Here is a 15817-nt window from a genome sequence, read left to right on the forward strand (position 1 = left end):
ACAATAGAAAGCATGGTATCAAAAGGAAAACCTTCGCCAAGAAGTGCAGTAAAACCACTCAGTGATGAGCAAGTAAAGCTTTTAGCAAGTAAACACAATTTAGTTGACCCAACGTATTACTATCCGACAGGAAAACGCAAGCCAAATCAGGTAGAAATTGACGCGCAAAATCCTAAAGCCGCCGAAAGACTGCTCGAAGGAACGTCGCGCGTATTGCGTTCGCGCTGCAAAGTAAAGGCGTGGGGATTGGAAAACGTGCCAGAAGAAGGCGTGTTTATTACAGCTTGCACACACGTGACGATGTTTGACGTTTTCATACCTATGACTGCACTATTCCACCAAGGTCGTCGTCCGCGCTACATGGCAAAAGCGGAACTCGCTCACTGGCCAATCTTAGGCAAATGGTTCCAACTTGTAGGCATGCAGCCGGTTCCTCGCAGAAGCGGAAAAGCGCGAGAAATAGAAGAAGAATCTATTAAAATCCTCACCAATGGCAGACCTTTAAGTGTATGGCCTGAAGGAACAGTTACGCGCGATCCTAAAAAATGGCCTATGAGCATGAAGCCCGGAATTGGTATAATTGCTCTCGAAGCATCGCGCAGACTCGGACATCAGATTCCGCTATTTTGCGCGGTTACATGGGGCGCAGCAAGCATTAACCACTGGTGGCCATGGCCAAAGAAAAATGTTGTAATGTGCTACGATACCCAACTCGATTATGCTGACTTGCTAAAGGGGAGTGAAAATTGGGGAGAGCTACCTCCTCTTGAATCTGCTGAAGAGTTGGCTCGTCGCGTGCGTGTGCGTATGACGCAGATTATGGAAGAAATTCGTGGAGAAAAATCTCCTGCAGGATACTTCGATTACAGGCAGATGAAACGCGTTACGGAAGAATAAAAAATATACAGAAGAATAAAATAAAGTATCTTTTAAAAATCCCGTAAAGCGGCATGTGTAGAATTATGTAATAGTGTGATTACAAATAAATAGCTATACAGTAGCTTATAAAACTCACAACCGAAAGGCAGGACGTAAAACATGAACGTTACGGTGTTGGGTGCTGGTGCTTGGGGAACTGCGTTTGGACAAGTACTTGCGGATGCAGGAAATCAAGTGACAATGTGGGCAATAGAGCCGGAAATTGTTGAAGGAATTCGCGATCATCATCATAATGGCGTGCGTCTGCCTAGCGTAGAAAAACTTCCAGAAAACATGACTGCAACTGGGGATCGAGCAGAGGCTGTTGCGAATGCGGATATTGTAGTCGTGGCGATTGCGGCACAGTTTGCTCGCGTTGCGTTGGAAGGTTTTGTGGGTTTGATTCCACAAAATGCGATCGTTGTTTCGCTTATGAAAGGCATTGAGCGCACAACCGGCAAACGTATGGATGAAGTTGTGTGCGAAGCTTTGAACTTACCGCGTAACCGTTTTGCTGCACTTTCCGGACCAAACTTGAGCAAGGAAGTTGCATCTCGCCACCCGGCTGCAGCAGTAGTTGCTTGCGCAGAAAAATCTCAGGCAGAAGTAGTTGCAAAAGCATGCTCAAACAGCTACTTTAAAGCATTTGTGTCAACAGACGTAATCGGCGTAGAAATGTGTGGCTCGCTTAAAAACGTGGTTGCGCTCGCAGTTGGTATGGCCCGAGGCGCAGGATATGGCGAAAACACGGCGGCTATGATTGAAACGCGCGGTTTGGCAGAATTGACGGCATTGGGCGTAGCAGAAGGTGCAGATTCGCGCACTTTTGCAGGTCTTGCTGGCTTTGGTGATTTAGTTGCAACTTGTGGATCTCCTCTAAGCCGCAACTATACTTTCGGTGCAAATCTTGGAAAAGGCATGAGCGTTGAAGAAGCAACTGCCGTAAGCAATGGTGTTGCAGAAGGCGTGCCAACCACAAGTGCAGTAGTTGCAATGGGCAAGCGTTTGGGTGTTGCAACTCCGCTTGCAAGTGCAATGGCTCGCGTGCTTGAAGAAGGAATTTCCTGCCAAGAAATGCTCGCAATGCTTTTCGACGACGATATTTGCGAAGAGTAAGTAGCGTTTGCGAAAATAATCAAAACTAATCCAAAATAATTAGAATAATTCAAAAATATATAAAGGAAAAAAATGACGAAAAAGCGTGTAGTGTTCTTGTATGGCGGTAAGGCAGACGAACATTCGATTTCTTGCATATCTGCTGCTGGAGTGCTCAGTGCTGTCGACGAAAATCGTTTTGACATTGTGCGGATCGCAATCACAAAACAAGGCGAATGGATTGTTGGTGGTGAAGATCCTCGTAACTTCCACATGGAAGAAGGCGAGTTGCCAGTAATCACAAAAACCGCTGGAACGCGTGATGTTGTGCTTGACCCTGCAAAGGGTGCAGACGGATTCTTGGTGCGAAAAGCGGACGACACGCTTGAAAGTTTAGGTCATATCGACGCTGTTTTCCCAGTTCTTCACGGACCAAACGGTGAAGATGGCACTTTGCAAGGTTTGCTAGAAATGATGCAAGTGCCGTACGTCGGTTGCGGAGTATTGGCTTCGGCTGCATGCATGGATAAGTATTACGCGAAGCAACTGTTTAAGGCTGCTGGAATTGATGTCGCTCCGGGAATTGCGTTGGATGCTAGAAAATTTGCAAGTGACTCGACAAATCGCTTTGCTGCGTACGCAAACGAAATGCTTGCGCAAGTTGAGGCAGCAAAACTCGAGTATCCGCTTTTTGTAAAACCAAGCCGTGCAGGATCTAGTTTTGGCGTAACAAAAGTGGAATCGCATGATGCTGAGGCTTTAGCACAAGCCGTTTTTGAAGCTTCGAAGCACGATTGGCGAGTGCTAGTAGAGCAAGGAATTAACGCGCGAGAAATCGAGTGTGCGGTTCTTGCAGCTCGCGATGGCGAGGAGCCGAAAGTAAGCTTGCCAGGTGAAATTGTGTTAGACAAGCGTCAGGCTGGCGAAGATCAGTTCTACGATTTTGACAGCAAATACATGGATTCCGCGGCTTCGCACGTGGAAGTTCCAGCAGATCTTCCTGCGGAAACTTTGGAGCTCGTGCGTAAAACAGCGCTCGCAGCATTCAAAGCAGCAGACGGTAGAGGATTAAGCCGTGTTGATTCGTTCGTGACTCCTGAAGGTCATGTGATGATCAACGAAATCAATACAATGCCTGGGTTTACGCCAATCTCCATGTATCCAAAAGCTTGGGAAGCAACCGGAATAAGCTATGGCGATTTAATTACGAAGCTTATTGAGGGTGTGCTTAAGTAAGTGTGAATAGTGCGGGTGGCGCAAGTAGCGCAAACTTAATACGAATTCAATAAAAAGCGAAAAATCACAATAAAGCGTAAAGAATAACAAAAGGAATGAGTATGCAAGAGATACAACATGACGACACATATTTGTTGGCGCGAAAGCGGCAGGGAACTATTGGAATGTCATTATGCATGTTCATGGTTGTGTGGATTGCTGCTGCATATGCATTAGGTATGTGCTTTCCGTATTTTTTGCCTAAAGAATTTTTAGAAAAATCTATTGCAACAATATTAGTGTCTGACATTGCTCAATATTTAATAGCGCTTCCTATTGCAATGCTGATTATGCGAGCAGTACCAACTCTTGCGTCGCGTGAATTTTCTATGTCTTTGCGTCAATTTTTGGGATTCTACGCAGTTAGTGTGCCAGTTATGTATGGAGGAAACTTAATTGGTACAACATTAGCTTCAATTATTACAGACGGTAAAGCAGAAAATCGTATTTCAGAGACTATTGTGTCTGGAAATATGTGGGAAACGTTTGTGTTCGTAGTGATTCTTGCTCCTATTATGGAAGAATGGTTTTTTAGAAAGCAAATACTTTCTCGATTGCGTGTGTATGGCGAAAAGAAAGCAATTGTGTTCTCTGCTTTAGCTTTTGCATTATTCCACATGAATATATTCCAATTTTTCTACGCTTTCGGGCTTGGGCTTATTCTTGGGTACATGTACGTGCGAACTTCTAAATTGCGTTACAGCATATTTCTTCACATGATTGTGAACTTCCAAGGAAGCGTTGTTGCTTTATGGTTACTAAAACAGATGACAGATGCAAACGGGAATGTTATAGAAATTGACAAATTATCAAATAAAGAGTTAATGGATTTGCCTTCTGGATTTGTGCTAGCTGGATTATATAGCATATTTGTGTTTGCAGTGCTTGTAGTTGGAATAGTGTTACTTGCTCGTAGCCGCCGATATTTAGTTTTCTTTGATGCGCCTTTGGAATTGCCTAAGGAAAATAATTTGAAATCACTTTATGGAACCGTAGGTGTAATTGCGTTTTTGATTATTTCTGTGATTCTTAATGTGATGATGCTTTTTTCGTAACTGCTATTTTTCGTAACGAAAAACAAAAATTCAAAATTCATGACTTAAGGAGGCGAGTTATATGTTAAGCAAAAAATTAGCCAATAAAACTATTCGCGTTGGATTGCTTGGTGCCGGAACAGTCGGTTCGCAAACAGCGCGACTTATAGTTGAGCAGAGTGATGAACTTGCGGCTAGAATTGGCGCAAATATTGGGCTTGCAGGAGTTGCGTGCCTGCATCCAGAAGAAGTTGATGCTCCTTGGATTAAGCGTGATTTGCTAACTACAGACACTGCCTCTTTGTGCACCCGAGAAGACGTTGATATTGTAATCGAGCTTATTGGCGGACTTGAGCCGGCTCATACTTTTGTAAAAAGTGCGCTATGCCATGGAAAATCTGTTGTTACTGCAAATAAAGCGTTGCTTGCAAAGTTTGGTCCGGAATTATACGAGTGTGCAGAAAGTCACGGAGTTGACTTGTACTTTGAGGCGGCTGTAGCAGGAGCGATTCCTATTGTTCGACCGCTTCGAGAGTCACTTATTGGCGACGAAATTACGCAAATTTTCGGGATTGTAAACGGAACTACCAACTATATTCTTGACGAAATGACTGTGCGCGGACTTGATTTTGACTCGGCTTTACGCGCAGCTCAAGAAAAGGGTTATGCTGAGGCGGATCCGACCGGAGATGTTGAAGGTTTCGATGCTGCAAATAAAGCTGCGATTCTTGCAACTCTCGCATTCCAAATGCCGGTAAGTATTGACGATGTTTCTGTTGAAGGAATTAGCGCGATTGACTCTGAAGATATTGCTGCAGCGAGCGCGGAAAAGCGTGTAATTAAGCTACTTGCAGCAGTTGAAAGGCATTGCGACGGCGAATCAAATTCAGATGGCGGAGTAAGCACAGATGGCGGAGTAAGCGTTAGTGTGTATCCGGCGCTTGTTGGCGCGGATCACCCTTTGGCGTCGGTTCATGGCAGTTTTAATGCTGTGTTTGTGAAGGCGCAGGCTGCAGATGATTTGATGTTCTACGGACGCGGTGCCGGCGGCGCTCCAACTGCAAGTGCTGTTGTGGGAGATGTTGTTAGTGCTGCTCGAAATCTTGTGCGTGGATGCGCAGGTTTTGGCGTGCCAATGTACAACAAGTATGTGCCGGCCTCTAGCGAGCAGACTAGAGCAGATTTTGTGATTCGTTGCAATATGGAAGATACTTCTTTGACTTTGTGCAGCGAAGTTATGGATGTTTTTGCAGATCATGGCGTTGCAGCTGAGCGTTTGGCTTCGACTTGTGAAGCGCAATATGCGCAGGCTGAAGGTGATTCGGATTGCCCACAGTGCGGTCTTGGTGGGCCTGGCAGTGTGCGCGTGCTTGTGAGCGAATGTTCGGAAGCTGCGGTTCAAGTTATTTGCGAGGATTTGCAGAAGTTGGACGTTGTGTGCGGAAAGCCGCTAGTTTTGCGCGTTATAAAGTGAAAAGCTGCAGGTGATCGTATGAAGCCAGTATGTAACAGTGTTTCCGTGCGCGTGCCAGCAACTAGCGCAAATCTTGGTTCTGGGTTTGATACAGCCGGTATTGCGCTTGATTATGCGGATTCTTTAGTTTTTACTCTGGATGATAATCGTTCTAAAAATTCGCTTGATTCGCTCGATTATGCTGGAAACGTGCGCCTAATTATTCACGGCGAAGGCGAGGATACGCTTCCAAAAGATGAAACGCATCTAGTTGTAGCGACTTTTCGCAAAGCTTGCAAAATATTTGGTCTGCCAAACTTGCGATTTACGTTAGAAGCGCATAATCGGATTCCGCAAGCGCGCGGTATGGGCTCTTCTGCAGAAGCGATTGTTGCTGCTGTTGCTGCTGCTTGGGCTTTTGCGCACGAAGGTGAGCTTAATCGTGAAGCAATTTTCGAAATAGCGGCCGCAATTGAAGGTCATCCAGACAATGTTGCTCCTGCAGTTTTTGGCGGTTTGACGATGAGCTGGAAGCTTGATGCTGGGGAAGGCAAAGGTTCTGTGCGCGTGGCTGGAGATTGCGAAGCTCCGCTTTCTACCGGTTTTCATACTGTGCGATACAAAGTTTCGCAAGATATTTCTGTGTCGGTATTCGTTCCTGATTTCGAGCTTTCTACAGAGCTTGCTAGACGCGCGCTTCCAGCAAAAGTGCCGTATGGTGACGCAATATTTAATGTGTCGCGAGCTGCAATGCTCCCGGTTGCTTTTGGTGAGTTAAATAGCGATTCTGAAAATAAATTAGGCACAGTAAAATCTGATATTTCGCGAAATGCGCTACTTTTTGCAGCAACTCAAGATGCTCTTCATCAAACGTATCGTGCAAATCTTATGAAAGATTCGTGGAAGCTGGTGGAGACGTTGCGCGAGCATGGTTTTGCGGCAGCGATTTCGGGAGCAGGATCGTGCGTTGCTGTATTTTATGCAGGAGATGCCGAGTATAACAAGAGTGCAGCTCAAAAAATCGACGCAATTGCTGAGCCGTGGCTTTCGCGTACTGGCTGGCGGGTACTTCACGTGTCGGTTGATTCTACTGGCGTTGCAATAACTCGCGAATAAGTTGTGTGAAGTTGTAAAAGGGAAGGGTAAGGTATGACAGTTTCGTTGATTTTAGCCTCGCAGTCTCCTTCGCGTAGAGCGGTTTTGGCGGCGGCTGGCGTGATTCCGGTAATTCACGTAAGCGAAGTGGATGAGCCGGCAGCTTTGCGTGATGCCGCTAGTGATCGAGGTGCAAGCGTTGAGCAGTTGAGTGCTGAGCAGCGAGTTTCTATTTTGGCTCGCGCAAAAGCTCAAGCTGTGTACCATGCGTGGAAACGTGTGGCGGATACGGCTGCTTCGGCTAGTGGCGATTTAGTTGTGGGGTATCCGCTGGAAGCTGAAACTGAATCTTCTGAACTTGCAGAAACTGCGAAATCTGCTGGTAATGCTTTAGCAAGCGATTCGCAATCAGACGTAACGCATAACGTAGATACGGCGCAAACTCGCGATTTTTCAGGCGTTACTGTTCCTACAAAAACTTTCGATATTCACGATTTTGCATATACAAATAAATCTTCTCATGATTGTAGCGGTGTGCTGATTGTTGGCTGCGATTCCATGTTCTTACTCGATGGTGAGTGCTACGGAAAGCCGCATACTCCTGAAGTGGCATTTGAGAGAATCAAGCAGATGAGCGGAAAAACAGGACAATTGTGGACTGGCCACTGCTTAATCGACGCAAAAACCGGCAAAACTATTTGCAAAACAAGTCATGCAAGCGTAACTTTTGCGCAAATGAGTGACGCGGAAATTCGCGCGTATGTAGCAACTGGTGAACCTCTAGAAGTTGCAGGATCCTTTACACTAGAAGGTTTTGGCGGAGCTTTTATTGAAAGCATTAATGGAGATCCTCACGGTGTTCTTGGAATCAGCTTGCCGCTGCTGAGACAAATGGTTGCAGAGCTTGGATACGCTTGGCCGGATTTGTGGAATAAGGAAAGCTTGGAAGAAGTTGGCGAAAAGAATGATCCGACTTCCACGGAGGTGCCTAAAGAAAATGTGCATCAGCCGGGAGATGGCTGGGTGCATTGCGATTGTGGTCGCAGGCATTGGGGTCATAACGGTGCTGCTGGAGTTCTGCTTGCTAGGCGAGATGTCGAAACTGGTCGCGTGACGCACGTTGTGATGCAACATCGCGCGCTTTGGAGCGCTGAAGGTGGCACTTGGGGCATCCCTGGTGGCGCAATTTCCGATGGAGAAAGCGCGATTGAGGGCGCATTGCGTGAGTCTTTCGAGGAAGCAAATATTACTTCGGGAGATATTGAAGTTGTTGGAGCTTACCGCGAGGATCACGGAAACTGGTGTTATACAACGGTTTTTGCGTTTGAAAAGCCGGAGCATAGTGTGGATCCTTGCGCGCACGACGACGAGAGTATGGAAATTAAGTGGGTGCCAATTGACGACGTGCCTAAGCTGAAGTTGCTTACGGCAATGCGCACGGATTGGCCGTCTTTCCGTGCGCGCCTTGATGAGTTAGCGCTCCGACATGCTTGAGCGCAGCACAGCGCGCGCTAAAGCAACTCGGAGCGCCGAGCTTGCTTAGGGTTGAAAGCACGGTGTGCTTTCAACGCAAGCGAGGTCTGCCTTCGTCTCGATTGACGAAGGCAGGGCAGGTTTGTGTGGTTGGGTTTTAGAAACTGGGTTGTGTTTTGTGTGCGCTCCGACCTGCCTGAGCGCAGCATTGCGCGCGTAGGCGGCATAAACTGCGCACGAAATCATCCCAAAATTGCGGCAATTACGGCTATGCAAATTGGGCTAGTGACAGTAGAAAACAGTATGCCGTCGCGCGCAAAACTTAAGCCGACGTTGTAGCGCGCAGCATAATTGTAAACGTTTTGACCAGTTGGAAGAGCAGCTAACACAACGCACGCATACAAAGTCGCCCCGCGGAAACCCATCACAAAATAAGCTAGCAAAAACGCAATTGCAGGCATAATAAGATTTTTTAACACAGCAACCGTGGCAATAGCAGCGCGATTAGAATCTTTTTGCAAAGGCTTGCTGCCGTAAAGCGACATTCCAAAAGCCATTAAAATCATTGGAACTGCAGAATCGCCAATCATCTTAATTGGATCGTAAAGAAAATTAGGAACAGGGAAGTAGCCAACTTTTGCGGAAATTGCAGAAATAATAATTCCCCCAAGCGAACCAATTAAAAGTGGTTGTTTTAAAGGCTGCTGAGCGATGCGCTTAAGCGAACATTTCCCAGTAGTTGTAATGTCGAGAACAGTCAAACCAACAGGAGTAAATACAGCCTGTTGCATAACTAAAATCGGAGCAACAAGCGCAGGATTTCCCAAAATATAAGTCGCAACCGGCAAGCCAATATTGTTTGAATTTAAATAAAGAGAATTGAGAGCACCTATAGTGCAGTCAGCTGCAGGAAGATGGAAGCAAAAGCGATTAAGCAGAACGAACGCAACTCCAACAATCATCGCAGAAAAGAATGCAACAAAAATCGAAGAGTGAAAAATCTCAAAAATAGGCTCTTTAGAAAGTATTGCAAACATTAAGCAAGGGCTGGAAACGAAAAAACTTACGCGATTTAGGACCATTTGAGCCTGTGAACCGCCAACGCGCATGCGAGCAGTAACGTAGCCTGCAGCAATAACAATGCCAATTACGCAAAAGCCTTGCATTGCGCTGATTAAGCCCATTTCTTGCCTCCAAAATTCGTTAATTGCACGCAAATTGCATGCGTGCGAACCTATGCTGTAACTATAGGAGAGATACGCAACTTTTATGTGCGCTATGGATAAGTTTGAAATTATTGGAATTTTTAGTAACTGCTAATTGGCTTAAAAACAGCGATGCAAATTTTAATATTCAACGAGTCATATATTTGACTCGGCAATATGGCATACTAGAGAGCGGTGGCACTGCAAGCCGCCAGGCAATCGATGGCGTCGATCCCCTCGTGAGCGTTTTCCGAGGCTGGCGTCCGCTGTCGCGCAGCTAGACTTTGTAGAGAGCTTTGGGGTGGCTCGCGCACGTGCGTGCTCAACTTAAAGCCAGGGATGCGAGGCGATGCAGCGTCTCGTGAGGAGCATAGTGCCCAGAATAATAAGAGAACGCTTCAATGAATCTGAAGCTGAAAATAGTAGAACTGTGTCTAAAACCGCTACTTCTGCGGAAATGTCCGGAATAATGCAATCTACAGATTTTGCGGAAAGTAATATAGCTGCCGGTGATACTTTGCAGCAAAGCTCTGGCGTTACGCGTCGTCGTCGCGGTCGACGAGTTACTCGTGGTGCCGGTGCGGCTGGAGAAGCAATGGAACTAAAAGTTGAGGATTCTAGTGCGAAGAATTCTGAGCCGCATGTTGTTAAATCGCGCCCAATAACTTCGCTCCTATTCCAGGAGCCAGTTCTTCCTAAGGTAGTGAACGATCGTAGCGAGGAAAGCAGCAGTTCGCGTAATGACTTGCGTGACAACTCGCGTGATGGCTTGAATGATGATTTGCGCGATGATTTACGTGATATTTCTCGCGGAAGGCGCGGTGGACGCAATAGCCGTGATTCTCGTGATAGTCGTGATAGTAGCGAACGCAAGTCTCGTTCTGAAAGACGCGAGAATTCAAGCGAAATAAAGCGTGATAGTGGCAGAGGGAATAGTCGTGAAACATCGCGTGAAACAAGTCATTCTATGTATTCTCAAGATTCTGAGTACGCTAAGAATTTTCAGGATTCGCAAGATGATCGCGATGAAAAAACTCGCAAAAGCCAGCGTTCTCGCCGTTCTCGCAGATTGAATGCTGTTGAGCGACGTGCTGCAGCTGAAGTTGAGCAAATTGAAGAGGATCTTGCATACGACAATATTGTTTATGCTCCCATTGATACGCGCATCGATGAAACTCTTGATGTTAGCGATATTTTATCTGCGGAAAATGCTTCAAATAGGCGTTCTAATCGTCGCAATATGTCGAATAACATCTCTAATGATGATGACGCTCGAAATGAAAACGGTGCAGTAGACAGCAGAGGCGGTAGCAATAGCAGAGATAACAGAGATAGCCGTAATAGCAGTGACGAAGGCGATAACAGAGGTACAAACGACGATTATAATGCGAATAATAGCAACGATGACGATGAAATAATGATTACGCGTCGCCGTCGTCGCCGTCGTAGCTCTCGCACTGATCGAAATGAAAGCCGCAACGGAAGTCGCGATTTAGACATCGATATTTCAAATGATCTTGACGATGACGTGAATTCTCGCACAAAACGCACAAGTCTAGATGAAGTCTCTCAAGAAGATCGCGATTTAATTCCAGATCCAGAAGAACTTCGTGAGCAAGATGAGGAAGAAACTCTTTATACGCGCCGTCGTCGCCGCCGCCGTTCTAAATCCTCCGATGACACGAATTCCGCACCTTCTCAGGAAGAGTCATCCGACTACACTAATGCAAACGAAGACGACTTGACTTCTCGCCGCTCGCGCAAGCAGCAGTATATAGACGAAATTACGGATATTGAAGGCTCTACGCGACTTGAAGCAAAGCGCCAACGCCGTAGAGATAATAGGCGTGAGCGTAGCCGTCAAAACCTTCTTATGGAGCAAGATTTCCTTGCTCGTCGCGAAAATGTTGAACGATTAATGGTTGTTCGTGAGCGCGATCGCCACACGCAAATTTCCGTTATTGAAGACAATATTCTTGTAGAACATTACGTTTCTGATATTCAAGAAGTTGCTACTGTTGGAAATATTTATCTTGGGCGCATTCAAAACGTACTTCCAAGCATGGAAGCTGCATTCGTAGATATTGGTCAGGCCAGGAATGGCGTGCTTTATGCAGGCGAAGTTAATTGGGATATGGCTCGTCTTGAAGGTCAACCTCGTAGAATTGAGCTTGCGTTTAAGTCTGGCGATCCTGTGCTTGTACAGGTTACTAAGGATCCAATTGGACATAAGGGTGCTCGATTGACTTCGCAAGTAACTCTTGCAGGGCGTTTCTTAGTGCTTGTGCCATCTGGCGGTATGACAGGTGTAAGCCGCAAGCTTTCAGATCGAGAGCGCTCGCGTTTGCGCGCTATTGTGTCGAAGATTGCGCCAAAAGATATGGGTGTTATTATTCGTACTGCTGCTGACGGTGCAAGCGAGGAGTCGATTGAAAAAGATTTAGATTCGCTCGTTAAGCAGTGGGAGCGCATTGAAGCTAAGCGCGAAGAATACTTGCATGGAAAGCGTCCTAAGTTGTTACAGGGTGAGCCTGATGTGGCAATTCGTGTTGTGCGCGATATTTTCAACGATGACTTCCAAAAGCTTATTGTGGAAGGCGAGGGAGTGCGTCAGCGAATTGATGAATATCTTGAGATGATGGCTCCAGATTTGCGCAGCAAGGTTGAATATTGGGATCCTGCTGAGCATGAAGGCAAAGACGTTTTCGATAAGTGGCAGATTGATAGTCAGCTTCGTAAGGGCATGGAGCGTCAGGTTTATTTGCCAGCTGGCGGCTCTATCGTGATTGATCGTACGGAAGCAATGACTACGATCGATGTGAATACTGGACGATTTATTGGGCGTGGTAAGTCTTTGGAAGAAACGGTTACTCGTTGTAATTTGGAGGCTTCTGAAGAGATTGCGCGCCAGCTTCGTTTGCGCGATATTGGTGGCATGGTTATGATCGATTATGTCGATATGGTTATGCCAGCGAACCGCGATTTGGTTTTGCGTAGGCTTTTGGAATGCTTGGCTAGGGATCGCACGAAGCATCAGGTTGCTGAAGTTACGTCTCTTGGTCTTGTGCAAATGACGCGTAAACGCGTTGGCCAAGGCTTAGTTGAAGCGTTCTCTGAAGAGTGTCCAACGTGCAAGGGACGTGGATTTATTTTGCACGATGAGCCTACTGTTTCTTCGGAATATGCGGATCCTTACGCGCTTAAGGGCGGAGATCCTTTTGTTAAAACAAACAAGTATGGTCACGGAAGCGCAACGGAACAGCCTGCTCCTGTTAAGCAGCAGGGTTCTAGCGCGGAAGTGAGAGCTAAGTTAGCGCGTATAGCTGCCGCATCTGTAATTACTGACGCAGCTCATAAATCTGAAGAAGAAACGCAGTATAGCAATTTTTTGAATTCTGACAAAGAGTCTGTATCTTCTAAGGCGGATGAAACTGGCGAAACTGCGGAAACTGGCGAAACTGCGGATGCTGGCGAAACTGCTGAAACTAGTGAAGTTGCGGAAACTAGTGAAGCTGATAAAACTTCTGAAGAATTAATTGAAAATAATTTAGAGGATACTACGCAAGAGATTGCTGGGTATACTTCGGAGCAACCTACGCAAGATGCTACGCAGGAAACTACGCAAGAAACTGCAGAAAATGATGATTGAGCCTCTGAATAGTGACTAAGTATATGCCTTGAGTACAATATTGAATATTGTCTGCATTGACTCATGAATCTAGCGACTTGACGTTAGTACATGGGTAGGTGTATTTTTGATAGTCGGTGTCTTGCCGCGCGCGTTTTGCTGTGCGCAAGGCAAAAGTAAGCTTTCAATTGAGCTAAGGAACGAATTATGTACGCGATTGTGAAGGCCGGTGGCCATCAAGAGAAGGTCGAGGTTGGCGACGCCATTCTCGTGAACCGTCTCGATGCAAAGAAGGGCGATACCGTGGAATTCCCGGTCGCGCTCGTTGTTGACGGTGCTAAGGTGATCTTAAGCGCCAAGGATCTTGCTAAGATCACGGTGAAGGCAGAAGTCTTGAATGACGAAGCCAAAGGTCCAAAGATTAGCATTATGAAGTATAAGAACAAGACTGGTGTGGCTCGTCGCAAGGGTCATCGTCAGAAGTTGACTCTCGTCAAGATCACGGCCATCGCCTGATTGACGGTGTTATAAACCTGAAAGGACAGTGAGATGGCACATAAGAAGGGTGCGTCTAGCTCGCGCAACGGTCGCGACTCACAAGCGCAATATCTTGGTGTTAAGAAGTTTGGCGGTGAAGCTGTAGTGGCTGGCAACATTATCGTTCGTCAGCGCGGCACTAAGTTCCACGCAGGTCAGAATGTTGCTTTGGGCAAGGATCACACGCTGTACGCTTTGGTGGACGGCAATGTGAAGTTCGGTATCCGTCGCGACCGCAAGGTTGTTGACGTTGTTACCGCCTGAATTTTAGCTAAGCCAAAGCGCTTCAACAATAAGTCGACGATAATAACTCGGCGATAAAACGTTTAAGCCGCACCCAGTTCGGTGCGGCTTTTTTGTTCTCGCATGTTCCCAAGAATTTAGGTGTTTAGCTTCGAGTAAGGTAGCAGTATGAGTGATTTTGTAGACCGCGTAACAGTGCATGTAAAAGGCGGAGATGGTGGAAACGGATCTGCCGGAGTTCGTCGCGAAAAGTACAAACCATTAGCAGGCCCAAATGGCGGTAATGGCGGTGACGGCGGTTCCGTTATTTTTGTAGCTGATCGCAACGCAAACAGCTTACTTGACTACCGCTTCATGCCTCACCGCACTGCAGAAAACGGTACGATGGGCTTAGGTGACACTAAAGACGGTTCAAAAGGTGCAGACTTAGTGCTTCCAGTGCCTGTTGGAACTGTTGTTTTTACAGCACGCGGTGCCGCAGGCTCTCAAAAGCGACCTGGCGAAGTTTTGGCGGATTTGCAACATGTTGGAGACAAATTCGTTGTGGCGCAGGGGGGTGCCGGCGGTCTTGGCAACGCAGCACTCGCAAACAAAACTCGTCGTGCCCCAGGATTCGCGCTTTTAGGCGAGCCTGGCGAAGAACGCGACGTAATTTTGGAACTCAAGTCTATCGCAGACGTAGCTTTAGTTGGATTCCCTTCTGCAGGAAAATCAAGCTTAGTTGCCTCAATTAGTGCAGCTAAGCCGAAAATTGCTGATTACCCGTTTACTACTTTGGTGCCAAACCTAGGCGTTGTAAGCTTCGGCAACTATCGCTACACAATTGCAGACGTTCCAGGCTTAATTCCAGGAGCTTCCGAAGGAAAAGGCTTAGGTCTTGAGTTTTTGCGTCATATTGAGCGCACAGAGATTATTGCGCATGTAATTGATTGCGCAACGCTGGAGCCAAATCGCGATCCAATTAGCGATTACCACGCTCTTGAGCATGAGCTTGCGCAATACGCTGATAAACTTGAGCTTCCGTTGGGTGCGATTCCAATTCCAGAGCGTCCGCGCATTATTGTGCTAAATAAAGTCGATGTGCCTGAAGCTAAAGAATTGGCTGATTTTGTACGCGGTGAATTTGAGAAAATGGGATTGACTGTATTTGAGATTTCTACCGCGTCTCACGAGGGCTTGAAAGAGCTTGGTTTTGCGCTTGGACGATTGGTTGAAAAGATGCGCGAGAAGCTCGCTGCCGAGGAAGCAGCACGAGAAGAAGAGCGTGTTGTCATCCAGCCGCTTGAGCAGCAGACTTCAGCTTTGCGTCGTCGCCGCGATGATGGACGTGGAAATAGTGCAGACTTTGAAATTAAGCGCGAAGAAGACAGGAATGGTGATTTTTGGTTCACTGTTACTGGCGCAAAACCTGAGCGCTGGGTTGTACAAACGAATTTTGACAACGACGAAGCCGTTGGTTATTTGGCAGATCGCTTAGCAAAGCTTGGTGTTGAGGATGAATTGCGCAAGAAGGGCGCGCGTCCAGGAGACGAAATTCGTATTGGCACTGGGAATCATATGGTTTGTTTCGATTGGGATCCAAGTATTGCTGCCGGTGCAGAAGGATTGGACGGCGCTAACTTGGGTGCGCGTGGTAAGGATTTGCGAATCGAAGCGAACGATCCTCGCGGAGCAAGGCGTACGAATGCTGAGCGTAGACGAGATTATCACAGCATGATGGATGCAAAGAGCGCAGTTCGAGACGCGATGATGGCTGAGCGAAAGTCGGGTCACTGGGCAGATCCTTCTGTGGATGACGATCGCCATGATGAAAATAGCTTGTTTGGTCGTGGAGAAGAGCAGAAAAACTAGAAAAATCAAG

At 46.8% G+C, this 15817-nt stretch carries 12 protein-coding genes; 11 read left to right on the forward strand and 1 reads right to left on the reverse strand.

The features are described from left to right. Positions 1–12: 12 nt before the first annotated feature. The 7 genes from HXT58_RS00765 to HXT58_RS00795 all read left to right on the forward strand — a co-directional run bounded on the left by HXT58_RS00765 (position 13) and on the right by HXT58_RS00795 (position 8364). Positions 13–897 (forward strand): lysophospholipid acyltransferase family protein, encoded by an 885-nt coding sequence (locus tag HXT58_RS00765; RefSeq protein WP_064340516.1) that lies wholly within the window; start codon positions 13–15, stop codon positions 895–897. Between the two features lie 141 nt (positions 898–1038). Further along, positions 1039–2034 (forward strand): NAD(P)H-dependent glycerol-3-phosphate dehydrogenase, encoded by a 996-nt coding sequence (locus tag HXT58_RS00770; RefSeq protein WP_004118560.1) that lies wholly within the window; start codon positions 1039–1041, stop codon positions 2032–2034. Between the two features lie 72 nt (positions 2035–2106). Beyond that, positions 2107–3249, forward strand: a complete 1143-nt coding sequence (locus tag HXT58_RS00775; RefSeq protein ID WP_415706118.1) for a D-alanine--D-alanine ligase family protein — start codon at positions 2107–2109, stop codon at positions 3247–3249. Positions 3250–3350: 101 nt separating this feature from the next. Further along, positions 3351–4343 (forward strand): CPBP family intramembrane glutamic endopeptidase, encoded by a 993-nt coding sequence (locus HXT58_RS00780; protein ID WP_004118563.1) that lies wholly within the window; start codon positions 3351–3353, stop codon positions 4341–4343. Between the two features lie 61 nt (positions 4344–4404). After that, positions 4405–5796 carry a homoserine dehydrogenase gene (locus HXT58_RS00785; protein ID WP_415706120.1) on the forward strand — a complete coding sequence of 464 codons (1392 nt, stop codon included), beginning with the start codon at positions 4405–4407 and terminating at the stop codon, positions 5794–5796. Between the two features lie 18 nt (positions 5797–5814). Beyond that, entirely contained in the window at positions 5815–6891 is a 1077-nt protein-coding gene (gene thrB / locus HXT58_RS00790; RefSeq protein ID WP_415706122.1) for a homoserine kinase, read from the forward strand. A gap of 33 nt (positions 6892–6924) precedes the next feature. Further along, the gene (locus tag HXT58_RS00795; protein ID WP_415706124.1) at positions 6925–8364 is read left to right on the forward strand and encodes a Maf family nucleotide pyrophosphatase; all 1440 of its coding nucleotides are present in this window, start codon (positions 6925–6927) and stop codon (positions 8362–8364) included. 221 nt (positions 8365–8585) lie between these two features. On the opposite strand, the gene HXT58_RS00800 is transcribed toward HXT58_RS00795, so the two are convergent. Then, positions 8586–9527, reverse strand: a complete 942-nt coding sequence (locus tag HXT58_RS00800; protein ID WP_004106240.1) for an AEC family transporter — start codon at positions 9525–9527, stop codon at positions 8586–8588. Between the two features lie 394 nt (positions 9528–9921). Here HXT58_RS00800 and HXT58_RS00805 point away from each other — a divergent pair, with 394 nt between their 5' ends. The 4 genes from HXT58_RS00805 (at position 9922) to obgE (ending at position 15807) form a co-directional block, all read left to right on the forward strand. Beyond that, positions 9922–13197, forward strand: a complete 3276-nt coding sequence (locus HXT58_RS00805; RefSeq protein WP_415706125.1) for an Rne/Rng family ribonuclease — start codon at positions 9922–9924, stop codon at positions 13195–13197. Between the two features lie 186 nt (positions 13198–13383). Further along, positions 13384–13692, forward strand: coding sequence for a 50S ribosomal protein L21 (rplU, locus tag HXT58_RS00810; protein WP_415706127.1), 309 nt, complete (start codon positions 13384–13386; stop codon positions 13690–13692). 33 nt (positions 13693–13725) lie between these two features. Beyond that, complete coding sequence (rpmA, locus tag HXT58_RS00815) at positions 13726–13977, forward strand: 50S ribosomal protein L27 (RefSeq protein ID WP_004106248.1); 252 nt, start codon at positions 13726–13728, stop codon at positions 13975–13977. Positions 13978–14124: 147 nt separating this feature from the next. Next, positions 14125–15807 carry a GTPase ObgE gene (gene obgE, locus HXT58_RS00820; RefSeq protein WP_004118573.1) on the forward strand — a complete coding sequence of 561 codons (1683 nt, stop codon included), beginning with the start codon at positions 14125–14127 and terminating at the stop codon, positions 15805–15807. The last annotated feature ends 10 nt before the right edge of the window (positions 15808–15817 follow it).

The sequence above is a fragment of the Gardnerella sp. KA01000 genome (assembly GCF_049244035.1).
In the GTDB taxonomy this organism is placed as follows: Bacteria; Actinomycetota; Actinomycetes; order Actinomycetales; family Bifidobacteriaceae; genus Bifidobacterium; species Bifidobacterium leopoldii.